Origin of the sequence: Lysinibacillus sp. AR18-8 (genome assembly GCF_001705465.1) — a bacterium.
In the GTDB taxonomy this organism is placed as follows: domain Bacteria; phylum Bacillota; class Bacilli; order Bacillales_A; family Planococcaceae; genus Lysinibacillus; species Lysinibacillus capsici.
This window is the reverse complement of sequence record NZ_MDGU01000006.1, coordinates 94,814-118,341: the sequence shown is the minus strand read 5'-3', so window position 1 is coordinate 118,341 and position 23,528 is coordinate 94,814. Positions and strand designations below refer to the sequence as shown.

Sequence of the window (23,528 nt, the reverse complement as noted above, 5' to 3'; positions counted from 1 at the left end):
AATGAAATTTGTACGAACAAAAAGTGGCAACTTAACAGGATTAATCAGTCTATTCCTCCTTGTCATTACTGGCTTATTAGGACTGTTTGCGCCAATTTTAATGCCACACGACCCTTTTGCTGTCGATATTGCTAAGAAATTTTCAGTCCCGTCTTGGGACTATCCATTAGGTACAGATCATTTAGGAAGGTGTATCTTGTCACGCCTTCTTTTAGGTATTCGTTATTCTTTAGGTGCAGCGCTCATCATTCAGCTAGTCGCTATTGTTTTAGCTATCCTACTGGGTGCTTTTGTAGCGTTGAAAAGAGGATTAATTGATTTTCTTTTTATTCGATTATGTGATATTTTATTAGCCTTTCCGACACTCGTACTTGCATTTGGGCTGTTAGGTATATTAGGTCCTAGCTTAAAAAATGTTTTAATAGCGCTCATTTTCACACAGCTTATTTATTATGCAAGAATGATCCGAGGTTTGTTTATTGGCATCAATGAGAAAGACTTTGTTCAAGCTGCTAGGATAACGGGCACTACAGGTATCCAATTAATTAGACGCCATTATATACCCAATCTATTGCCATCTATTGTCACGATTGTCGCATTAGATATCGGGAAGGTGATTTTAGAAATTGCAGGCTTTTCCTTTATCGGACTTGGGGTGCAGGCACCGATTCCAGAATGGGGCATGATGATCAATGAAGGAAAGCAATACATGAGACAGCATCCTGAATTAATGCTTTATCCAGGACTTGCCATCATCCTTGTTGTGTTATTGTTTAATCAATTAGCAAATCGTTTAAAAAGGCTTGACTAGGAAAGGGGAAGTTATGGAGAAAGTTTTAGAAGTGATAGACCTCACAGTCAAAATAGGGGAGAAAAATATATTAACCTCTATCAACCTGACAGCTTATAAAGGGCGAGTCCTAGGAATTATCGGGGAAAGTGGCAGTGGCAAGTCCATGCTTTGCCATGCCATCATGCAAACATTACCGTCCTTTGCCCATGTCAGCCAAGGGGAAGTACTCTATCTACAAGAAAATTTATTAAACGTTTCAGCTGCTAAATGGAGAGCTTATCGTGGCAGACATCTTTCGATGATTTTGCAAAACCCATCCGCTGCATTTGATCATATTCAAACGATTGAAAGTCATTTTCGAGAAACATTAAAAGCACACTTTAAGCTTACAAAAAAAGAAATGAGACAGATCGCCCTTGATGCTTTGAAAAAAGTTCATTTACCTCAGCCAGAGCAGCTCTTGTCCTACTATCCTTTCCAGTTAAGTGGAGGCATGCTACAGCGAGTGATGATTGCTCTGTCAATGGCGATACAGGCCTCCCTCTACATCGCAGACGAGCCTACGACTGCTCTGGATACCATCAATCAGAAACAAGTATTAACACTATTTAATCAAATTCGCTCAGAAACAGATGCTACCATACTCCTTGTCACGCATGATTTAGGTGTCATTGCTGAGCTTGCGGACGATGTGGCTGTGATGTATCAAGGAGAAATCGTTGAGCAAGCAAATGTTTTTGATTTTTTTGATGCGCCTCAGCATCCCTATACCAAGAAACTTTTACAAGCGAGAATGCTATGAGGTGATAAAATGACGCTACTAGAAGTAAAAAATATTGAGAAATACTATGCGCAAAGACCATTTCTATTCAAACGAGGACAGGAAGCCCCTGTATTAGAGAATGTGACATTTTCACTTCAGGAAGGAGAATGTCTTGGCATCGTCGGTCAAAGTGGTTCTGGAAAAAGCACATTAGGGCGCATTATTTTAGGGATTGAACGACCAACAAACGGAGAGCTGATCTTTCAAGGTGTCAATTTATACGAAGCACCCAGCAAAGAGAAAAAAATGATACGAAGAAATTTACAGGCTGTTTTTCAAAATAGTTATCATTCATTTAATCCAAAACAGACGATTTTCGAAATACTCGAAGAACCGTTTTTGAATTTCGAGCATTTTAGCAAAGCAGAGCGACAACAGAAAGTAAGGGAATTACTAGACTGTGTAGAGTTAGAGTGGGCAATGGCTCAAAACTATCCCTCACAGCTAAGTGGGGGACAGCAGCAACGAGTCAACATTGCTAGAGCTCTTGCATTAAAGCCGAAACTGATTGTTTTAGATGAGGCCATTAGTAGTCTTGATATGATTTTGCAAAAGACGATTATAGAGCTACTGCAAAGACTTCAAAAAGAGCTACAGCTTGCTTATCTATTCATTTCACATGATTTACAGGCCACACGTTTTATGTCAGATCGCATCCTTGTGATGCAGCATGGTCAGCTAGTGGAGGAGATAGGCAAGGATGGGACATATCAGCACCCCGCTTCACAAGCGTTATACAATGCAATTTTGCCATCACACCCGCGGGAAAGAAAAAAGAAGGATAGACCCAATTAAACAGAAACGCCATTTTGAGAAATTAAAAATGGCGTTTTCTTAATTTTTAAAGCAATATAGAAACAAAAATAAATAAAATTAATCGAGATATTAATTTTATTTATTTTTTAATTAAAATTATTAATTTTATTATTTACATCTTTAATTTCTTTATTATATAATCAGCTTAACTTAAAGGAAGGAGTTCACTATGGCTTATCAAGTAATCACAAATTGTCCTGTCTGCAGTAAAACATTAAAAATTACGAAGTTACAGTGTTCTCATTGTCACACGACCATTGAAAATGAGTTTGAATTGTCGAAGCTAGCATCCTTATCACAGGATCAGCTTCATTTTGTGGAAGTATTTTTAACCTGCCGAGGAAATATTAAAGAGGTTGAAAAGGAACTGGGGGTTTCGTATCCAACAGTTCGAGGCAAGCTAAATGATATTATTTCATCCCTTGGCTATGCTCAAAAGAAGAAAAATGAAGTAGATGAGAAAAAAATTGTAAGCATGCTTGAAAATGGCGAAATCACAACAGATGAAGCCATAAAGCTCTTAAAAGACGAATAGGGAGGAACGACCATGAAAGAGGAAATTACAAAAGTGTTAACGATGATTCAAGAGGGCAAAATTGATGCGGATAAAGGATCAGAGCTGATTCAAGTGCTACAACAGAAAGAAGAATCAGAGAATAAATTTGTGGAAAAAACAAAGTATTTAGATAAAACGTTAAAGGTCCGTGTTGTATCCACCGAAAATGATAATGTCACGGTAAATTTACCAATTAAACTTGTCAAAGCCGTATTGATGGCAGGACACAGCATCGCTGCAAGTATTCCGCAATCTGAAAAATACGTAAAAGATATCGACATCAATCTTCTTCTTGAAGCAATTGAAAATGAACTAGATGGACAAATTGTAGATATAAAATCAGCAAACGGAGATTCCGTTGCAGTCTTCATTGAGTAGAGGCGACGAATGATGCATGTAAAAGTGAAAGCAAAAGACGTTCGCTTTACCGTCCCTGTTCCCTATACTGTGCTAACCATTGTCCTCTCCATTTTAACTTCTAAATGGATTCAGCAACAAGCCAATAAGTGGACAAAGGCATACTTCGATAAAAAGAAAATAGACTTTACCTTTCCCCTCATCGACAAAGAAATGTTAAAGCCGATTATCAAGGAACTACAAAATTATAAAGGACTTGTGCTAGTCGATGTCAAAGCTCAGGACGGGACTGAGGTTAAGGTTAGACTATAATCCCAATGATAGAATGGTAAGAGCATGTTATGATAAAAGCATGCTCTTTATTAATGTAATGAGCATCATTTGAAATGGGTAAGAGATGATCATTATTTCAGGACTTACGATAGAGACAACTATTTTTCAATGGTACATAAAATAGAAGATTTCTTTAAACTCAAATTAGAATTCTAGATCCATTTTAATAGAAAATCACGTACATCGTTAAAAATAGATTTTTGATTTGGGTATAAGTGATTAGTGGTAATCTATTTGGAACTACATAATTAAAAATACTGAATAATCCAAAAATAAAGAAGTTTAGAATCTTGATTTACTTTTCATTTGAAGGATGGTACACTTAAAACTATTGAACAACAACTATATATTGTGTTCGTTTTACAAAGGTACTACTACATGTAGTTTAAAAGGGAAGTTCGGTACAATTCCAACGCTGTCCCCGCAACTGTGAAGCTGACGATGATTGCAACCACTGTGCATTTGCATGGGAAGGGAATCAGAGAATGAAGCAAAGCCAGGAGACCTGCCTTTATAAAACAAATTTATCATTTCTTCGGGGATTAAGAGATGGGAACGTCAGTATTTTTGGTATGTTAACGTTTCCATTTAGCCTATCTCTTTAGAGGAGATAGGCTTTTTTATTTTATGAAAAGAGGGATTTCTATGAAACTTTATACGAAAACAATTTGTCCAAAATGCCTATGGGTAAAATCTGAACTACAACGTGCAGGACTTGAAGCTGAAATTGTTAACATCGATCACGATGAACAAGCAAAGCAAACGATTATTGACGCAGGTTTTTTAAGTGTGCCTGTTTTAGAGATGAATGAAACTTTCATAGGAGATGTTCAGGAAATTGTTTCTCAAATTGAGTTGATTGCCCTATGATTGTTTACGCGAGTCGTACAGGTAATGTCCGAAATGTTGTATCCAAATTAAAGGCAGAATGTATCGAGCTCTCGGAAGAATTGCGATTGAACAAGCCATATCTCTTAATTACCTACACAGATGGTTTAGGTGACATTCCAGCAAAGGTACAACGTTTCTTAGAAAAAAACAGGGATTTTTGTAAAGGAGTAGTTGCCAGTGGTAATAGTAACTTCGGTCATCATGTATTTGGCGCTGCTGGTGAGAAAATCGCTGCTACCTATCATGTACCCTTAGTAAGGAAATTAGATTTACGAGGTAATCAAACGGATTACGAAGCAATACAAACGTTTTATGAAACGAGGGTAATGAGATGAAAACCTATTTAAAGCTTAATAATGACGTACTGAATCGTTATAGTACAACTGGATTACTTGAGTTAGAAAAGGACCGCGAAGCTACGCGCCGCTACTTTTTAGAGTATGTTAACGTACGTTTGCGTTATTTTATAGATATTGAAGAAAAAATCCGCTATTTAGTTGATGAGGGCTACTATGAGAAAGCATTTATCGACATGTACGAAATGGAATTTATTAAGAAGCTGTACAAGAAAGCCTATGATTATAATTTCCGCTTTCCATCCTTTATGAGCGCAAGCAAATTTTACGATAGCTATGCTATGAAAAGTCGTGATGGGGAAGAGATCTTAGAAAAGTATGAGGATCGTATTGTCATTATTGCTTTGTATTTAGCTCAAGGAAACACGGCTTTAGCAGAACGCTCTGTCGAAGCAATGATGGAAGCCTATCAGCCTGCAACACCAACTGCTTTAAATAGTGGTAAGAAAGCACGTGGTGAATTAGTCAGCTGCTTTAAATTATCAATGGATGACTCCATGAATAGTATTGCTGAAAATATTGGCTATTGTTTAGAGCTATCACGCCTTGGTGGTGGAGTTGGGGTCAACTTAACAGATTTACGTCCATTAGGTGATCCAATTAAAGAGATATTAAATCGTGCAAGTGGTGTCATCCCAGTAGCGAAACTGTTAGAAAATTCTTTCAGTTATTCGAATCAGCTAGGGCAACGAAATGGCTCAGGTGTTGTCTATCTAAATATTTTCCATGCAGACATAGAAAATTTCATTTCATCAAAAAAACCAAATGCGGATGATAAAATTCGCCTCGCTACCCTTTCAACAGGGATTATTATACCTAGTATTTTCTTCGAACTGATGAAACGTGATAAGGATATTGTTTTGTTTAGCCCATATGATATTTTTAAAGAATATGGCAAACGTATGTCTGAAATTTCTATTTCAGACATGTACTACGAGCTACTTGATAACCCTAAAATTCGTAAAATTAAACGTTTAAACGCACGTAAGCTTTACACAGAGGTGAAAAAAGCACAATTTGAATCAGGCTATCCGTTTGAAATCTTTGATGATAATGTCAATAAGGTACATCCTTTAAAAAATATTGGGCGTGTCAAAATGTCCAATTTATGTACAGAAATCTTACAAGTACAAGAGACAAGTATCATTACGGACCAGGATCAACCAAATGACTATGGATTAGATGTATCGTGTAACTTAGGTTCCATCGATATCCATGTAGCAAGTAAAGTCAATGATTTCGGCGCATTAGTCGATACAGCCATGCACCTATTAACGAATGTATCGCAAATGACGCACATTAAGAATGTACCGTCTGTTGCAAAAGCCAATCAATTAATGCATTCTGTAGGGCTTGGCTGTATGAACCTCCATGGGCATCTCGTGACAGAAGGCATCCTGTACGGCTCAAAAGATTCCATTGATTTCATGGATCACTTTATGGAAGCGATGAACTATTATTCTCTGAAATCTTCGATGGAAATGGCGAAAGAAAAAGCTGCAACCTTCTACCGATTTGAGGACAGTGATTATGCATCAGGTAGCTATTTTGACCAATATATCAATAAAACTGAGGAAGAACTATCGCCTGCTGTGTTGAAGGCGCTTGGCAATATTCCAATCATCACAAACAAGATGTGGGAAACGTTAAAGCAGGATGTAATGCAGTACGGTCTATTCCATTCCTATCGTTTGGCTATTGCCCCAACTGGTAGTATTTCATATATTCGTAGCTGTACGGCTTCAATCGCACCATGTACAGAGCGCGTAGAGGTTCGTGATTACGCCGATAGTAGAACCATTTATCCAATGCCTCATTTAACAAATGACAATAGTCATTTATATGTGGAGGCGTATGATGTGAATCCGTATGATTTAATTGATTTATATGCAGCTTCTCAAAAGCACGTTGACCAAGGTATTTCCATGACGCTTTATGTAACGGACAATTGGACAACCGAACAATTGGCTAAAGTATACATTTATGCGTGGGTCAAGGGCATTAAGTCTGTTTACTATGTTCGTCAACGTTTACAAAGCTTAGAGGAGTGTGTAGCATGTCAAATATAATTTATGAGGCAGTCAATTGGAATAAGGCAACAAGTGAGCTTGCCCAAATATTTTGGGACCAGCAATGGAAGCAAATTTGGTTTCCAGAAGAAATTGCGGTCAGTAAAGATATTAAACAATGGAAAAGCTTTGAGCATCAGGACACATATAAAAAAGTATTTGCAGGATTAACCTTACTGGATACTGTACAAACAAATATCGGGATGAATCGTGTTGCTGCTTATACAGACGATTTACAGGAAAAGGCTGTCCTAACCGTTTTTGATGCATTCGAGGCGATACATGCCAAGTCCTATTCTTATATTTTCACAACGCTTTGTACAAACGAAGAAATCGACGAGCTATTTGAGTGGGTCAAGAAAAATGAATTTCTACAGTATAAGGCCAATAAAATAGCAGACATTTATAATAGTATTGAAGAAGGCAATCCAGAGAGCTTATGGAAAGCGATGTTTTCATCCGTTATGCTTGAATCTTTCCTGTTTTATTCTGGCTTTTTCTATCCATTATACTTAGGAGGACAAGGCTTCCTACGAAACAGTGCCGAGATTATTTCACTCATCTTGCGCGATGAATCTATCCATGGGGTAGCAGTTGGATTTTTTGCTCAAAATCTATTCAAGCAATTTTCAAAGGAAAAGCAAGAAGAGTTACATTTATGGGGCTATGAGCTATTATTAGATTTATATCAAAATGAAATGAAGTATACAGATGATATTTATGCGGAAACAGGATTATCACCTGAAGTGCGAGCATATGTACGTTATAATGCAAATAAAGCTTTAATGAATGTCGGCTTTGAAGCCATGTTCCCAGAAGAGGAAGTCAATCCAATTGTGATGAATGGGATTCGTAATGAAGGCTCCACATATGATTTCTTTTCACAAAAAGGTGCTACCTATGCCAAGGCAAAAGTTGCGCCAATCACAGATGACACATTCAATTTTAATCGTTAAGGATGAAGAACAATGAATCTAGAAGTAAAAATTAAAAAAGTTCACGCTGATGCCATGCTACCGATACAAGCCAACCCTGGTGATGCAGGCATGGATCTCTATTCCATAGAAGCAGTAGAAATCCCAGCAGGCGTAGCCAAACTCATTAAGACTGGTATTCAGATTGAATTACCTAAGGGAACGGAAGCCCAAATTCGACCAAGAAGTGGACTAGCATTAAAGCATAGTGTAACCGTACTGAATAGCCCAGGCACTATAGATGAAGGCTATAGAGGCGAAATCGGTGTTATTTTAATCAACCATGGTCAAGAACCATTTATCGTAGAAAAATCAATGCGCATTGCTCAAATGGTTATTCAATTTGTTCCTTCTATTCAATTAGTGGAAGTAGATGAATTATCTCAAACGGTCCGTGGAGAATCTGGATTTGGCGCAAGTGGTACGAAATAGCGTACCTATATATAAACCTCATAAAGTTTACTTAAAAATCCTGCGAAAATGCAGGATTTTTTTGTTACCGTTGCTAATAGCAGAAGGAAATAATAGGGTACATATGGAATGAAGTAATGATAGCGAATTAAAGGAGCTAATAATCATGAAAAAAATATGTTCAGGTATTTTCCTTATGTTGATTGTCATTCTTACATCTATCACAACTGCTGCAGCTGCTAGTAGTCAACTAAAAGTGGACGGTATGACAGTACAAACGGATGTGAAGCCCGAAATAAAAAACAATCGAACAATGGTACCCTTACGCGTGATTAGTGAAAATTTAGGGGCTAAGGTGCATTGGTCGGAAGGGCAAGTGATACTGACCCAAGGTGAGATGAAAGTCAGTTTAAAGTTAAACAGTAGTAAAGCCACCGTAAATGGAAAAACGGTATTATTGGATGCAAAGCCATACCTAAAGAATGGACGCACCATTGTACCATTACGTTTTCTAGCAGAAACCTTTGGCTGTAAAGTTCATTACGATCATTTAACGATCTCAATTGATACAGAGCCATTGATGATTAAGGGTGTGGAAGTGAAAGCATTACTTCATGAATACCACATGACAATGGGGGGAGTAGTCGAGCAAATCAATGGCAATGCCTATATGGAAGAAATGCACCGTATATTTACTAAAAATATGGGCAAGAAGATAAAACAGCCTAACGACTACACATGGTCTGTGCATAGCACCGTAATTGGGGGCTATTATAAAATGGGCCAATATGATTTCTTGAACAAGGAAGGTAGTAGCATAGCACGTTATGATCTCTATTCGTTGGTGCAATCTTCAGATAAACCTTTGACTGGACAGCCAGACGTGTTGATTTATGACGCCACTGTTGACCAATGGTATGAGTTTAACAAAACTGCCAGTGACTCTATTTATTCGTTAATGGAAACTGCCACGAGAAATGGCTTTGTGACAGTTATTAGTAATACAGTTCCTTGATTATGAATCCATTAAAAATGCAATAGAAGAGCACATCTATGAATAAGATGTGCTCTTCTTATTAAATTAAAAATGCTAATCATTTTTATTTAGAAAAGTACTAGGCATGACTACAAGGACTACTGTTCCACGAGCACAAAGCGTATCCTGCGCGTAAACTTCAGTTTCTACTTTCCATTTCTTCGGATGAATTTCTTCAACAGTGCCAATTGCCTTTAAGGGAACATCTTGGGGTGTTGGCTTGAGGAAATCTACATTAAGGTTAGCCGTTACAAATCGAGGTGGCTCCGCTCCATCACCAATTTCATGTCCATTTTTACGATGCAAGGCAAGCGCTGCCGACCCTGTTCCATGGCAATCAATTAATGAAGCAATTAAACCACCATAGATAAATCCTGGAATACCCATATATTTTGATTCAGGTGTATAGATTGTAATCGTCTTATCACCATGCCACCCCGTGCGAAGATGATGACCATCATCATTCAAACGGCCACATCCATAACACCAAGCGATATCATCTGGATAAATATCTTGAATTGCTTTTTCTACTTTTAATTCTTCCATTCTTCTCTCCCCAATACTCTAGTATTATTTGTTTCTAATCGAACGTTAATCATTTAAGTATAATTAATCATTTCCATTCCATCAATAAAAATCTAAATATTCCATCTATTTAAACTATGTAAAAAAGCACTACCATAAAGTTGGACAAATTTTATTAGTGACAGATGGGGAGGGCTGGTATCAGGAAGAAGGAAAAGCTGCATAGCTTGTAAAACGCTGGCATGGTGCAACAATAGAAAGATGGTATACTATGATCGTTGCATTGCTGTGCTGAAGAAGGAATTAAAGGAGTCAAAAGGTATGTCATTAGAAAATATAATCGATTGTATTTGCAAGGAAGCAACTAATAAAGACAGTAAAAAATTAGAAGAATTACTAGAGCAATTGTATGATTATGAAAGTGCTAAAATACTTGATATTTACCCTTATCAGATAAAAAGTAATGAAAAATATAGTCAAGTAGAAGTATTCTTCGATAAATTAGAGATGGTCGATTTCCAACAAAAAACGCAGGATTATCATTCGTACCAGAAAAGCCTAGAAAAATTTGAGAGATTTTTTGAATTGATGTGGTTAAAATCATCTGAATTTTATGCATTTTATTATTTACCAGATCCTTTATATAAGGATCAATTGTATTATAAAGTCTACGAGAATGAGTGGGGTAAAATTACACCTAAAGATCTTACAGAAGGAACTTTTGTAAACATTGATGAATACACAATGTTAATTTCAGCTGTTTCGGACCATCTCCATTTACATTTTATTTTACCTGAGGAGAATATTGTATTTAGTGGGAATGGCTTAGCCTTTTTAATTTACAGCCAACATAATCTTGAGTTATTAGAAAAGGTTGCTAATACGGAGGGGCTCTATATCCGTTGAAAAAGGGAGAGAACATTCCCAGCAACATGAAGCTAGATAATATGAAACATACCCTAAAAAAATAGCAACAATCTATGTTGCGTACAGATCGTTGCTACAATTATTTAAAAATCATTTATTTTGCTCCCGATAATTAATGGTCTCTTTAAATTCATCGGTAGCTAGGATATTGTAGAACATATTTCTACTGTTTACGTTTGCTATTGTCCCAGTGATTGTATTATCAATCCATAGATAGTATTCATCATCGTTTAGTTTGATCTTATACTGCGGAGCAATTTCGTTATCGACCTCACCGAATTCTCTAGCTTTTTTAAATGTTTTTTCTATAATTTTAATATCTTTCGCATCGGAGATTTGTTGTAAAGTATCGGGTTGCACTTCATCAAAATTAATTAATTCTTGAATTTCTATCACCTTCGATGCTTCTTTCTGATCGTTACAAGCAACTAACGCTAAAGAACAAATCATTAACAACGAAATTGTTTTTATTTTCACCTTGTCTTCACCCCTTTTTGTTCAATCTAGTATATTCCCTTATGAACATTTCTTCAAACTGCAAAACCCTCAAATTATTTCCATAATCTAACAGTCTAAAAAAAGGTTTAACCACAGCATAAAAAGTTATCTGAGAGCTTTCCCCTTGAATGGAATTTATAGTATGCTGATTAAAAGGGAGGAGAGGGATTTTATGGTTAAACAATTGATTGTTGGGGATACAACACAGGAATTGGCTTCTACTCGTCGTATGCTGGAACGCTTGCCTGACGAGCATATGACATGGAGGCCACATGAGAAATCAATGACACTAGGAGGTCTGGCCACGCACCTAATCAATCTGCTAAACTGGCAAATGGCTATTTTACAGTACTTAGACTTTGATCTTTCCGCCGTTCCGTTGCGACGAGAGGCATTAGAAAAGCGAGCTGACATTCTGGATGAGTTCGATACAAACGTAAGAAAAGTGGAAATGATGCTTATTGGATGTGATGAGAAAACGCTCGGAGAGGTATGGACACTACGTCACGGTGACCATATTATTCGCCAAGAGCCTCGAGCAATTGCGTTCCGCACCTTCGGATTAAGCCACATGGTCCATCATCGGGCGCAGCTTGGGGTATACTTGCGACTTCTCGATATTCCAGTACCAGGCATCTACGGCCCCTCTGCAGACGAAGAAGCCTAGTAAACTACTTCCATGAATCGCTATTTAGAAAGGTACGAGGTGTTCGATTGACTAAGATAATGACGAAAACAGAACGATTAATTATTCGATTAATGGAAGAGGGAGATTACTCTTCTTGGCTTACGCAATATGAAAATCGTTTACCTTCCCAGCATAAATACGATGAAGGTAAATTAGATATGAGCATCTGTACGAAAGAATGGTTTCGTGATTTAGTTACTAAGCATCATCAGATGGCTGAGGATGATAAGGTGTATGTATTTGGAGTATTTAGAAAAACAGATAATACGCATATTGGTTTTGTAGACTTTTCCACAATTATGAGGGAAGAATTTCAATGGGCTAGGTTCGGGTATACCATTCATAACCATTTTTGGAGAAAAGGTTATGGTAAAGAGGCTGTAAAGGCAGCGATTGATCTAGCATTTGAAAAATTAAATTATCATCGAATAGAAGCTCATATAAACCTCGACAATACGGCATCTATAAAATTAGCAGAAAATGTTGGGATGCTTTATGAATGCACGAGGAAAGGATTCATCTACGAGGACAACAAGTGGACTGATCAGCTGGTTTATTTTATAAATGCAGAAGACATTTAAAAGGGAGGAGCTGTATGTACGACATGGAGAACTCTTTAGAAGTGCAAAAGAAAGAGGATATAAAAATTTCAATTGTCATACCAGCCCATAATGAAGAAAAATACATTGGAAAATGCTTAGAATCTATTTTAAAGGCTTCCAAATCCTTTGAAAATCAAGTAGAGATTATTGTTGTTTTAAATCGCTGTACAGATAGAACAGAGGAAATTGCAAAATCGTATAATTGTATCCTACTAAAAAATAGCGATAAGAACCTTTCGAAGATTAGGAACGCTGGCGTTGATATGGCAAGAGGTGAAATCATCGTCACAATTGATGCCGATACACAGATGAACGAACATGTGTTATCGAAGGCAGTGGAGAACTTAAGCACAGGTAAGTACATTGGCGGGGGCGTTACAGGAAAGTTTGAAAGAATGTCCTTAGGAATTTTTGTTTCAGCTTTGTTGTTAATCGGACCAATATTTTTAAAATATGGTGCAATTTCTGTAGGCATCTTTTGGTGCTACAAAAAAGATTTTCAAGCAATTAATGGATTTAATGAAAATATGCTCATGGCAGAAGATGCCGATTTTGCTAAACGATTAAAAGATTGGGGAAAAAAGAACGAAAAAAAATACGGAACAATTCAAAATGGAATGATCACTTCAAGCAGAAAATTTGATAAGCATGGAGACTGGGTTTTACTTAAACGTCCTAAAATGATCCTAGCATACCTTAAAGGTACAGATCAGAAACATGCGAATGAAGCATATTATGAAAATGAAGATAGATAAAAAGAAACCGTAACGTTAATCGAACAAGGATTAACGTTTTTTTGTTATCACACTAGCTGGAAAAAAGAAAAGAATTGAATAATTTTTTATAATAAATTATTCTTTATTACATCAATATTGATGATTCATTTTAGCGAAAGGATGGGGATTGATATAGCTGACGTCAATGTGTCAAACCCTAACAATCAGAATGATGAATAACTTTGAAGATTTAATAGAAAAAGAGTATTCCAATATAGCAGGCATCGCTATTAGAAAAGATAATCATTTAATTTACGAAAAATATTTTGATGAGTACACCCAAGATGATGCTTTGCATATAGCATCTGTCACTAAAAGTATCATCTCCATTCTTATTGGAATGGCAATTGATAAAGGATATATGAAAAATATAGAACAGCATGTGTTAGATTTTTTTCCAAATTATACAGTGAAACGTGGCGAAAAAACCATTCAAAACATCACCATAGCAAATTTGTTGTCAATGACTGCACCCTATAAATACAAGTCAGAGCCTTATACGAAAGTATATTCAAGTGATGACTGGGTAAAAGCTGCATTGGATTTGCTAGGAGGCAAAGGTAGTATTGGGGTGTTTAACTATTCTACCGTTGGCACACATATTTTATCAGGTGTTCTTACAACTGCCACTGGTCAATCTGTTCTTGATTTCGCTACAGAAAACTTGTTTAAACCTCTTGCAATCAAAGCTCCCACAAATACAACTATACAAAATAAAGAAGACTATTTCGCTTTTCTGAAGGATAAATATGTCACTGGCTGGATAGTAGATCCTAAGGAAGTAAATACCGCTGGTTGGGGACTTACGTTAACAACCCGAGATATGGCCAAAATAGGTCAGCTCTATTTAAATGGGGGTGTATGGAACGGTCGCCAAATTCTTTCTTCTCAATGGATAGAGGACAGCACTAAAGTACAAAGTCGATCAGGAAAGCGGTCCTATGGTTATTTGTGGTGGATACTTGATGATTGCTATGCAGCTTTGGGGGATGGTGGAAATGTAATATTCATAAATCCTCAAAAGAAGATGGTCATTTCGATTGCTTCGCGCTTTATGCCACGTGCCAAGGATCGTGTTGAATTGATTAGAAAACATATGATGCCATTGTTTGAATAACAGCTAGGGATAATAAGAAATTATGGTAAATACACTCCATTTTGATCATCATCAATCAAAATGGAGTTTTTATATTGAATAAAGGATATTAATGAATCAATTTTGTCAATCATCCTTAATGGGCATAAAAGCAAAATAACACAAGTGAATAATTACAAGCCATCCAAAACAGTTTTGGGGATCCGTTCAACTTTGTTCAAAATGACATTTTTAAAATCAATTAAAGTTTCGCATTTTTAATCAAAAATTTTTTAAACTAACAAAAATACTTGCAACACCCATTGTAGTACTGTATAGTACTAATTATGACAAAGGTAAAATTAATGAATCAAAAACGTGTAATTGAAGTAGCTGCAACATTATTTTTAGAAAAAGGGTTTGCTTATACAAGCATGGATGAATTAGTTCGTGTAAGCAAAGTTTCAAAGTCTAATGTGTATTATCACTTCTCTAATAAGGAAGAATTGTTGGAAGGGGTCGTTGATTATTGGATTGAAATGTATCAATCTGCAATAGATGACTTACTATCTCAAAACCATTTATTAGTTGAAGATCGTATCAAACTATTTTTAAAGCAAATAACACAAGGAGTTCATACGAGAGAATATAAGGGGAGCTGTCCATTTATTACCCTTTATATTCAAAGCCCTACAAATGCCACAAAAGTAAAAGAAAAAATAGGTCTTTTTTTTAAAGGCTTACAAACGAAAGTTTCCCTATTCCTTAAACAAGGGGTAGAGAATGGTGAATTTAGAAAGACAATAAATATTGACGAGGTCGCATCTCTTTTTATTACAAATCTTGAAGGAGCGCTATTTATTTCAGAAACACTGGAGGATGCAACTGTAATCATGAAAACAGCAGATCATTTGTTTAACTTGCTTCGGTAAAAGAAGCATTTTTTTTACATCGAATTAGTACTAAACAGTACTACTAGGAGGATTTTTATGAGAACAGTATTTTTAACGGGTGGAACAGGTTTTATTGGAAAGCAATTAGTGAAGGAATTAGTCAAAGAGGATGTGAACATTCTTCTTTTAGTGAGGTCGAAAAGTAAAGCAACACAGATTTTTCAGGAAAGAGGCATCTTAAAAGAGGAAAATATGCACTTTATTGAAGGTGATTTAACGAAAATAGACTTAGGTCTAAGTGCTGAAGATAAGGAGTTGGTATTGAACACGGATGTGATTATTCACGCAGGAGGCTCCATGGATATTCAAGCGACAAACAAGGAGGCAACTTCTGTATTTTTGAATGGCGCCAAACATATTAGTGAATTCGCTAAAAGTATTCATCAATTGAAGGGCTTGCAGCAATTTATTCATGTTGTTGGTTATATGAGTCCCTTTGATGATAATAATAGCAAGGTTGCGATAGATGTATTTAAAGAAGGAAACAAATTTTTAAAAATAAAAAACCCATATGAGAAAACAAAATTTTTAGCAGATCTTTATATCCGTCAACAGGCATCAGCTGTAGGTTATCCGCTGTCTGTCATTAATCCGCCAACTGTGGTTGGTAGTAGTAAAACAGGGAGTACAGAGCAGATAGCAGGATTAGGTTTGCTTGTGACAAGTATGCGAAGAGGGCTCATGTCAGTGATTCCTGGAGATAAGGGATATAGGTTGCCACTGATTTCAAACGATGAGTTTGCGAAGTTTATTGTGCAGGTTTTCAAATTGGAGCAGCCGGCTATTCAAACATATACACTTGTTGATGACAAAGAGAACGATCCGAACATTGCTGAATTATTAAGTGTTATGTCGGAAAGTATGAATATGAGAGCACCAAAAATCTCTGTTCCAATGCCGCTTATGAAAACAATAATGAAAAGTGGAGTAAGTAAAATAACAAACATTCCTTCTGATGGACTGAATTTTATCACAAAACGAACATTTTCAAATGGTTCGGTGAAAACCATGAGGGGTGGAGATTGGTTTAAGAAGATGAGTGTCATGAACTTTTTCCCTGCCGTAGTAGCTGATCTGGATTATCGATTGATGTATCAAAATGGTGAGCATCATCATTTATTTGAGCGAACATTATGCGATAACAATACCCTTTACCAATTACACGGAGAGGGAAAACCGTTTATTTTATTACATGGTTTATTGAGTGATGGGGAGGATTTATTTCCTTTAGCGCATGAGCTTCATGAAAAAACGGGTCAACCTGTATGGATCTTGGATCTTCCAGGTTTGGGACGTTCTCCTTTTAAACGCGAGAAAAATCTTTTAAATATCTATTTGAATGTAGTAAAAAAGTTATTGGAGAAAGCTACTAACGGCGCCCATCTAATTGGCCATTCATTTGGTGCGTATATTCTTTTGGAAGCATTAGTACAAAAGTACATAGATAAGAAGTATACAATTACTTTACTTCAGCCACCTATTACTAAAAAAAATGCTAAATCGATATATGTTCCTCAATTTATGAACAAATGGACATTGAAATTGGCAACTACTAATTTGATAGAGCGATATTTATTAAGTAATGGTTTATTTGAAAGTATAGAGAGCATCCCTGAACATTATATTGAAAAACTAAGTAAAAGTTTTACTTCTCCAAGAATTTTAAATACTACGGTTCAGCTTAATAGTTTACTATCGAAAAACGTTCAAGGTGATTTCAATGAAGTAACAAAGTATAATCTTCACATTATTTGGGGGGATTCTGACAGAGGCTATTCTGCTCCTTCACATCTGGGTAAGGTTGATTTTGTTTCATATGGTCATCATTTTCCTCTTAGCCATCCGAGTGAAACGGCTAATTTGGTCATAAAAAACAGTAATGAATTTGCAAAAGAAGCTGAGATCTTGCTTCGGTAAAACTACTATTTAGTGTCCTTTCTACAGGTAGCAGTGAAAATTACTGATATATTACAGCCGAAAAAGTATACACCTAACCAGTTGTCAATATTTATTTGACGACTGGTTATTTAGTATTATTCTTCAGAATTGAGGAATCAAGAAGAACGAACAGTATATTGTTTTATTTAAAGAAAATTCTTTTTTAGAGTATGGGGAAGACGAAAGGGACTACGAAATTATTCATATTCCAACAGAGACATTAAAAGAATTATTTGAAGATAATTCAAGATCTAATTGCATTTTTATAAAACGATTTAATAGATATCGAGGTGATTGAGGATTAATATCTTTTTCAATGAGCATTCGTAAATAATCGCCTATGTTCATTTGTCCTCTTATTGGATATGGCAGCTGAAAACAACTTTTTTATTATATGAAATGGGGAAACTATTTTTTAAAGTAATACTATCTTAGGCACCAATGTATTAAGTTTTTTAACATATATTAAACTTTCATTCAACAATTGGGCCAGATTGTAGAGTAACTTCAGGGCATAACTTCTAACTAATAAATATACTATGTACGTTATTCGTTAGAAGTTATAATACTCAATTTAATAGTAGGTTGTTCCATAAGCTCATCGAATCGGTACGAGTCATGCAATAAGATTAATTGGACTGGTTTGATATTGCCTCAAAATAGTCTAGAACTACCTTGCGGAATTCCAATGAAGCTTGCGTCATGTATCGACTTTTATGCCATAATAAAGCGATATCACGTACAAGTTCATGATCCTCAACTTGCAAATATTTAATCTTTTCCCATGATATTTTTGCTGTGCTTGGTATGAAGGCAAGTCCAATTTCAGCTTCTACAAGAGTGATCAAACGTGTAGGTTCATCGCCCTCATACACATATTTAAGGTCAATTCCAGCCGATTTGCATACAGCGTCTACTAAATCACGAGTGCCGTATCCTCTTTTCACGCCGACAAAGCTTTCATCCTTAAGTTCTGTTAAACATACGCTACTTCGGTCTGCCAGCCGATGCCCATTAGGAACTGCAACAAGAATGGGATCAACAAAGACAACTTGACATTCGATGTCTTGCCCCTGAAAAGGAGAGGACGACAAGCAAAAATCGACTTCGCCTCGATGTAAAAGCGTGACCATTTCCAGTGTGGTCAGCATTTGCACATGAAATTGGATATTAGGACGTTTTTTACGAAACTCTCGCATAATCTGGGGTAAAGTGCTTGCTGTGGTTACCGCAAGCTTAAGTGTACCAGATTCTGCTCTGGACAAATCGCTAATCTCCTGCTTCCCCTGTTCCAACTCAAACAAAGCCCTTTCCGCGCGACGAATGAATTTGTTGCCAAATTCATTTAATCGCAGTTTCCTGCCTGTGCGATCAAATAAAGGTACCCCTAAATCTTCTTCCAGACGCTGAATCGTTTTGCTTAGCGACGATTGCGTAACGTGGAGACTTCGGGCAGCTTCGGTTACATGCTCTAATCGAGCTACCTCAAGAAAATATTGTAGTTGAAGAAGTTCCATTTCTTTTTCTCTCCAATCATTCCTTTTGGTCAATGATATCATAACTTTAAATGCGTTGGAATGAATGTAAAATTTCAAGTAAGATACCAATGTAACAAATATAAAGGGGGGGTAAAATATGAATTCTCGTAGCAGGTGGTTAATGATATCCGTTGGACTAGGAATATTATTAAACCCTTTAAATTCATCAATGATTTCTGTTGCTATTGCTAGGTTGCAACATGTGTATAGCATTGATTTTACTACTGTTTCCTGGATTGTGTTTTCATTTTATATCGCTAGTGCTATCGCCCAACCTGTAATGGGGAAGGCTAGTGATTTATTCGGTCGGAGAAAGATATTTCTGGCTGGTCTTGTTGTATCCTTAATTTCTTCTATTCTGGCACCATTTTCTCCAAATTTCGGATGGCTTATAGTGTCCAGAATTGTACAATCAATCGGAACTAGTATGCTGATTGCAGTTGGAACAGCTATAGTACGCATTCATATTACAGAAAAGCAAGCAGATGCTTTAGCAGGTTTATCGATTTTCCTATCCGGTGCGGCAGCAATAGGACCTTTTGCTGGAGGAGTACTTATTCAATGGTGGGACTGGCCAGCGATCTTCATCGTCAATATCCCGTTTGTTGTGGCGAGCTTTATATTAGCTTGGAAAATGATTCCTAATGATGGATCGGCAGCAATGGTTTCACGTGACATGTCGTTTCAAAAATTACTGGGTGTGATTGATGTGCCAGGAATTCTGCTCTTTGCGGTGGGTCTGATTGCACTTCTAGTTGGCTTGCTGTCAGCGAAATCATCTGGGCATTTCTCTATGTGGAATGTCGTTGTTGTGCTAATCGGGCTCGTTGCGTTGGGAATATTCGTACAACATGAGCTAAAAACAATGTCGCCATTTATTCCTTTACGCACCTTCGCCAAATATCCAGGGATGGCTTGGGTCAATATACAATACTTGCTAGTTAACTTACTTTATTATTCACTCTTTTTTGGGATTCCATCATACCTGCAAATGGTGCGTCATGTCAGTGAATTTCAGACAGGGATTCTTATGTTAACCTTGGGCTTGAGCTCGATTGTAGCTTCGCCAATAGCAGGGAAATGGGTCGGTAAATCGGGACCAAGACCTGCATTGATTGTATCCTCATTACTGATGGTAGTGGGGGCAGTGTGGATTGTGACATGGACGCAAAGTTCACCAGTCATCAGTGTGTGCCTGGCGTTAGCCGCATTCGGTTTTAGCAACGGGCTAAACGCTGTTAGTATGCAGGCAGCTTTGTTTAAAAGCTCTCCAAAAGAAATTGCTGGTGTAGCATCTGGCCTATTTAATACATCGAGATACTTGGGAACAATTTTATCTTCACTGTTGACAGGTATCATTATGGGAGGTGCGTTCAACTTGACAGGATTCCGATTGCTGGGAGTTTTCCTAACGGTTATTGCATTGGTCTTAGTATTTATAAGTCTGCGCCTCAGATATTCTGAGTAATTGGATGAACCGAGTACAAGCAATTAAAACAAAAAATAAAAATAGGAGTTGAATGTGACAACTGTTAGTATTAAGGAATGGTCCTCATGAGATCAAGCTTGGAAGGAAATGCAAAAGGATAAACAACCCCAAGATGAGAAAGTCATCCAGAAGTTGAAGCAAAGAGCGCAAACTTTCGCCGCGAATACCCTTGGAAATGCAGGTCAAAAACGGACGGAGCAAGTTGTTCAATGGAATGAGGATTACAACAAAAGAATTGGTTCATATTACATTTTAAATTCATTTTGTCTCACTATTATTAGTATACTTTTTAATGAAACATAACTTCCTATAATTTATATTATGTAAACTAAAATTATTTTGCGTGGAGGAGGTCCTTGATTCATCAACTACCCATAATATCTGTACTTGTATATGGACAAGAACTTTTAGACACTGCCACAAACCTACCTTCTTTGCACGAGGATTTTAAAGCATTTTGATTCTTAGGACAAGAACTTCTAGACATTTTATTTTTATGGACAGATGAAAACTCATAAAGTTTAAATTACTCTGTGTAAATGGTCACTTAAAGCAAATTAATAAGACACAAAAGTGTTGGTTTGGAATAAAGTTTGATTAAAAGTTTGTTGCAATCGTTGATTTTATAATAGAAGAAACCCACGCATTTTGAAAAAAGTTTGATCAATATGCGTGGGTTTTATTTAAATACGAAGTTATTTTTATCAAACTATATTACAAATAATCGAACTTTATTATAAATGCTCAATCTTTTTTACCAACTACAATTCTTTTTTCTTCCAACATTCATTAGGATATTAATTTATTTAGGAAACATTTTTTATCTCTTTACAAACAAATTCACATGTCCAATAACCTAAAAATGAAATTAAACTTCTGTATATTGTCCAATCTTTCTGAATTTCTCATAGCGATCTTCAATTAATTGTTCGCCATTTAGAGAATTCAATGCTTTTAGTGTGACGCTTATACATTCTTTTATATAAGATGCTTGCTTCACAACATTGCGGTGTGCTCCACCCGTTATTTCAGGGATTATTCCATCAATAACGTCAAGCTCTTTTAAGTCAGGTGCTGTTATCCGCATTGCTTCTGCAGCTTGCTTCCCTAGGCTACCATCTCGCCATAAGATCGATGCAGCCCCTTCAGGCGAGATAACCGAATACGTTGAGTTCTCTAACATAAAGACGCGATTAGCTACCCCTAATGCAATGGCACCACCACTTCCGCCTTCCCCTATAACAATACTAATAACTGGTACTGTTAGAATCGCCATTTCAGAGAGAGTTCTAGCAATGGCTTCACTTTGGGCCGCGTTCCTCGGCTGCCTTACCCGGATAGGCTCCTTTTGTATCAATAAAACAAATGATTGGGCGCTTAAATTTCTCAGCTTGCTTCATTAAGCGTAATGCCTTACGATATCCTTCAGGGTGTGGCATACCAAAATTTCGTCGAATATTTTCTTTAGTTGATTTTCCGCGCTGATGTCCAACAATTGTTACGGGCTGTTCTTCAAAGAGAGCAATTCCTCCTAGAATAGCTGCATCATCACCAAATGTACGATCTCCATGTAACTCAATAAAGTTTTCACACATCGCTTCTATATATTGTAAAGTTGTTGGTCGTTCTGGATGTCTAGCAACCTGTACACGATCCCATGGCTTCATATTGGCATAAATAGATTGTTCTAGCTGTGTTAGACGTGTTTCAAGCTTTTCGATTTCGCCTGTCATGTCTACATTTGCCTCTGTAGCAATCGTTTTTAATTCATCAATTTTTTCTCGTAATTGTACGACTGGTTCTTCAAAAGCTAAATTTTTAGACATATTGCACACCGCCTTTTGTATGCATTTTTACAAGTATTGCTACTTGGTTTCGTAAATCCTTCCGATGGAAAATTGCATCAAGCTGACCATGCGCTAGTAAAAACTCTGACTTTTGGAAATCATTTGGTAATTTCTCTCTTAATGTTTCTTCGATTACACGGCGACCAGCAAAGCCAATTAATGCTTGCGGTTCTGCAATATTAATATCTCCAACAGAGGCAAAGCTTGCTGAAACGCCACCGTATGTAGGGTGCGTCATGATCGAAATAAATAATAGTCCTTCTTCACTATGACGTTTTAATGCCACACTCGTTTTTACCATTTGCATTAATGATAGAATACCTTCTTGCATGCGCGCTCCACCACTAGCAGTAAAAATAATAACCGGTACACGTAATTCAATAGCTTTTTCAACGGCACGTGTGATTTTTTCTCCTACAACGGAGCCCATTGAGCCCATACGGAAATGAGAATCCATAATGGCTACAACAATTTCTTCTCCATCAAGAGTACCTAACCCAGTCAGTACAGCTTCGCTTAATTCCGTTTGTTGTTTAGCCACTGAAATTTTTTCTACATAATCAGGGAAATTAAGTGGATTACTTGTTTGTAAATGATCATCCATTGAAACAAATGAACCTTCATCTAAGAGATATGCTACGCGCTCCTGTGCAGTCATTTTGAAATGATGGTCGCATTTTGTACACACTTTATGATTTTTTTCTAATTCCTTTGTTAACTGAATGTGACGGCATTCTGGACATTTTGTCATAAGTCCTTCTGGAAATCCCATTTCCTGTCTGTCCTCTTTCTTTTTACTAAATAAGCTACGTACTACCATGTTCTACTCCCCCTTTGTTGTCTAAATGCCTTGTTCAGCATTCATCCACTGTTGGTAAGCTTTTAATGCTTCTTTTTCATAGCCAAGCTATATCGATTTCAACATAGTTTGAATGATTAATTTTTCTTCTTCTGTTGAGTTTCGATTTAAACGGTCACCGGCATAAACTGCTAACTGAAACCAAACTTTTAGTGAAAGACGATTTCCTGACGTGATGATTATTTCTCGTTAAACATCCCGACAATAAATCGTACTTTCTATCTCTAGCTTTACAAAAAAACTGCCCCACACTGGTAGTGTTCGCAGAGTCTCTGTACAACTTATAACGCGAATGGCTTCCTTATCATGAATTTGTCGCGTTAATTCGCATCCTTTTTGATTTTTCATCTTCTAATATAAACATCGACAATATTTCTACGAGCTGATGCTTTTGTAGA

General features: G+C 36.8%; 25 protein-coding genes, 2 pseudogenes and 1 riboswitch. Of the genes and pseudogenes, 22 read left to right on the top strand and 5 right to left on the bottom strand.

What is annotated here, in order from left to right; all coding sequences use genetic code 11:
* Position 1 precedes the first annotated feature (1 nt).
* The 12 genes from BFM98_RS05310 (at position 2) to BFM98_RS05255 (ending at position 9,394) form a co-directional block, all read left to right on the top strand.
* Positions 2-811, top strand: a complete 810-nt coding sequence (locus BFM98_RS05310) for an ABC transporter permease subunit (protein ID WP_066036742.1) — start codon at positions 2-4, stop codon at positions 809-811.
* Positions 812-824: 13 nt separating this feature from the next.
* A complete protein-coding gene (locus tag BFM98_RS05305) occupies positions 825-1,595 on the top strand; it encodes an ABC transporter ATP-binding protein (protein WP_066036741.1) in 771 nt (256 codons plus the stop codon).
* Positions 1,596-1,604: 9 nt separating this feature from the next.
* Positions 1,605-2,411, top strand: a complete 807-nt coding sequence (locus tag BFM98_RS05300) for an ABC transporter ATP-binding protein (RefSeq protein WP_066036740.1) — start codon at positions 1,605-1,607, stop codon at positions 2,409-2,411.
* A 190-nt stretch (positions 2,412-2,601) separates the two neighbouring features.
* The gene (locus BFM98_RS05295; RefSeq protein WP_004229931.1) at positions 2,602-2,967 is read left to right on the top strand and encodes a DUF2089 domain-containing protein; all 366 of its coding nucleotides are present in this window, start codon (positions 2,602-2,604) and stop codon (positions 2,965-2,967) included.
* 12 nt (positions 2,968-2,979) lie between these two features.
* Positions 2,980-3,366 carry an SHOCT-like domain-containing protein gene (locus BFM98_RS05290; protein ID WP_016991732.1) on the top strand — a complete coding sequence of 129 codons (387 nt, stop codon included), beginning with the start codon at positions 2,980-2,982 and terminating at the stop codon, positions 3,364-3,366.
* A gap of 9 nt (positions 3,367-3,375) precedes the next feature.
* Complete coding sequence (locus BFM98_RS05285) at positions 3,376-3,657, top strand: hypothetical protein (RefSeq protein WP_048392756.1); 282 nt, start codon at positions 3,376-3,378, stop codon at positions 3,655-3,657.
* Between the two features lie 370 nt (positions 3,658-4,027).
* Positions 4,028-4,205, top strand: a riboswitch (cobalamin riboswitch).
* Positions 4,206-4,323: 118 nt separating this feature from the next.
* The gene (locus BFM98_RS05280) at positions 4,324-4,548 is read left to right on the top strand and encodes a glutaredoxin family protein (protein ID WP_004229925.1); all 225 of its coding nucleotides are present in this window, start codon (positions 4,324-4,326) and stop codon (positions 4,546-4,548) included.
* Positions 4,545-4,904 carry a class Ib ribonucleoside-diphosphate reductase assembly flavoprotein NrdI gene (nrdI, locus tag BFM98_RS05275; RefSeq protein ID WP_048392755.1) on the top strand — a complete coding sequence of 120 codons (360 nt, stop codon included), beginning with the start codon at positions 4,545-4,547 and terminating at the stop codon, positions 4,902-4,904. The genes BFM98_RS05280 and nrdI overlap by 4 nt, the downstream gene beginning before the upstream one ends.
* A complete protein-coding gene (gene nrdE / locus BFM98_RS05270; RefSeq protein WP_066036739.1) occupies positions 4,901-6,994 on the top strand; it encodes a class 1b ribonucleoside-diphosphate reductase subunit alpha in 2,094 nt (697 codons plus the stop codon). The genes nrdI and nrdE overlap by 4 nt, the downstream gene beginning before the upstream one ends.
* Positions 6,982-7,950: a class 1b ribonucleoside-diphosphate reductase subunit beta gene (gene nrdF, locus BFM98_RS05265; protein WP_004229921.1), complete on the top strand. Its 969-nt coding sequence runs from the start codon at positions 6,982-6,984 to the stop codon at positions 7,948-7,950. The genes nrdE and nrdF overlap by 13 nt, the downstream gene beginning before the upstream one ends.
* A gap of 12 nt (positions 7,951-7,962) precedes the next feature.
* Positions 7,963-8,400 (top strand): dUTP diphosphatase, encoded by a 438-nt coding sequence (gene dut / locus BFM98_RS05260; protein WP_048392753.1) that lies wholly within the window; start codon positions 7,963-7,965, stop codon positions 8,398-8,400.
* 145 nt (positions 8,401-8,545) lie between these two features.
* Entirely contained in the window at positions 8,546-9,394 is an 849-nt protein-coding gene (locus BFM98_RS05255; protein WP_066036738.1) for a stalk domain-containing protein, read from the top strand.
* A 75-nt stretch (positions 9,395-9,469) separates the two neighbouring features.
* Here the strand turns inward: BFM98_RS05255 and BFM98_RS05250 are convergent, their stop codons facing one another.
* Entirely contained in the window at positions 9,470-9,961 is a 492-nt protein-coding gene (locus BFM98_RS05250; protein ID WP_036079148.1) for a PaaI family thioesterase, read from the bottom strand.
* A gap of 127 nt (positions 9,962-10,088) precedes the next feature.
* On the opposite strand from BFM98_RS05250, the pseudogene BFM98_RS24630 reads away from it, so the two are divergent.
* Positions 10,089-10,163 (top strand): annotated as a pseudogene (locus BFM98_RS24630) (cupin domain-containing protein); the annotation flags it as partial.
* 98 nt (positions 10,164-10,261) lie between these two features.
* A complete protein-coding gene (locus BFM98_RS05245; protein ID WP_066036737.1) occupies positions 10,262-10,846 on the top strand; it encodes a hypothetical protein in 585 nt (194 codons plus the stop codon).
* A gap of 111 nt (positions 10,847-10,957) precedes the next feature.
* Here BFM98_RS05245 and BFM98_RS05240 read toward each other — a convergent pair whose 3' ends face one another.
* Positions 10,958-11,344, bottom strand: coding sequence for a hypothetical protein (locus tag BFM98_RS05240; RefSeq protein ID WP_066036736.1), 387 nt, complete (start codon positions 11,342-11,344; stop codon positions 10,958-10,960).
* A gap of 193 nt (positions 11,345-11,537) precedes the next feature.
* On the opposite strand from BFM98_RS05240, the gene BFM98_RS05235 reads away from it, so the two are divergent.
* From BFM98_RS05235 to BFM98_RS05210, 6 genes are all read left to right on the top strand, one after another.
* A complete protein-coding gene (locus BFM98_RS05235; protein WP_066036735.1) occupies positions 11,538-12,032 on the top strand; it encodes a DinB family protein in 495 nt (164 codons plus the stop codon).
* 47 nt (positions 12,033-12,079) lie between these two features.
* Complete coding sequence (locus BFM98_RS05230; RefSeq protein ID WP_016991743.1) at positions 12,080-12,634, top strand: GNAT family N-acetyltransferase; 555 nt, start codon at positions 12,080-12,082, stop codon at positions 12,632-12,634.
* 14 nt (positions 12,635-12,648) lie between these two features.
* Complete coding sequence (locus BFM98_RS05225; RefSeq protein WP_066036734.1) at positions 12,649-13,410, top strand: glycosyltransferase; 762 nt, start codon at positions 12,649-12,651, stop codon at positions 13,408-13,410.
* Positions 13,411-13,603: 193 nt separating this feature from the next.
* Positions 13,604-14,548 (top strand): serine hydrolase domain-containing protein, encoded by a 945-nt coding sequence (locus tag BFM98_RS05220; protein WP_254659988.1) that lies wholly within the window; start codon positions 13,604-13,606, stop codon positions 14,546-14,548.
* 323 nt (positions 14,549-14,871) lie between these two features.
* Positions 14,872-15,438, top strand: coding sequence for a TetR/AcrR family transcriptional regulator (locus BFM98_RS05215; RefSeq protein ID WP_066036732.1), 567 nt, complete (start codon positions 14,872-14,874; stop codon positions 15,436-15,438).
* Positions 15,439-15,495: 57 nt separating this feature from the next.
* Positions 15,496-17,376, top strand: coding sequence for an alpha/beta fold hydrolase (locus tag BFM98_RS05210; RefSeq protein ID WP_066036731.1), 1,881 nt, complete (start codon positions 15,496-15,498; stop codon positions 17,374-17,376).
* Between the two features lie 650 nt (positions 17,377-18,026).
* On the opposite strand, the gene BFM98_RS05205 is transcribed toward BFM98_RS05210, so the two are convergent.
* Complete coding sequence (locus tag BFM98_RS05205; protein ID WP_048392734.1) at positions 18,027-18,914, bottom strand: LysR family transcriptional regulator; 888 nt, start codon at positions 18,912-18,914, stop codon at positions 18,027-18,029.
* 118 nt (positions 18,915-19,032) lie between these two features.
* Here BFM98_RS05205 and BFM98_RS05200 point away from each other — a divergent pair, with 118 nt between their 5' ends.
* Both BFM98_RS05200 and BFM98_RS23815 read left to right on the top strand, forming a co-directional pair.
* A complete protein-coding gene (locus BFM98_RS05200) occupies positions 19,033-20,403 on the top strand; it encodes an MFS transporter (protein WP_066036730.1) in 1,371 nt (456 codons plus the stop codon).
* A 108-nt stretch (positions 20,404-20,511) separates the two neighbouring features.
* On the top strand, positions 20,512-20,727 hold the full coding sequence (locus BFM98_RS23815; protein WP_066036729.1) for a hypothetical protein: 216 nt from the start codon (positions 20,512-20,514) through the stop codon (positions 20,725-20,727).
* A gap of 565 nt (positions 20,728-21,292) precedes the next feature.
* Here the strand turns inward: BFM98_RS23815 and BFM98_RS05190 are convergent.
* Both BFM98_RS05190 and accD read right to left on the bottom strand, forming a co-directional pair.
* Positions 21,293-22,250 (bottom strand): annotated as a pseudogene (locus BFM98_RS05190) (acetyl-CoA carboxylase carboxyltransferase subunit alpha).
* Positions 22,243-23,091 (bottom strand): acetyl-CoA carboxylase, carboxyltransferase subunit beta, encoded by an 849-nt coding sequence (accD, locus tag BFM98_RS05185; protein ID WP_066036728.1) that lies wholly within the window; start codon positions 23,089-23,091, stop codon positions 22,243-22,245. The pseudogene BFM98_RS05190 and the gene accD overlap by 8 nt, the downstream one beginning before the upstream one ends.
* Positions 23,092-23,528 lie beyond the last annotated feature (437 nt).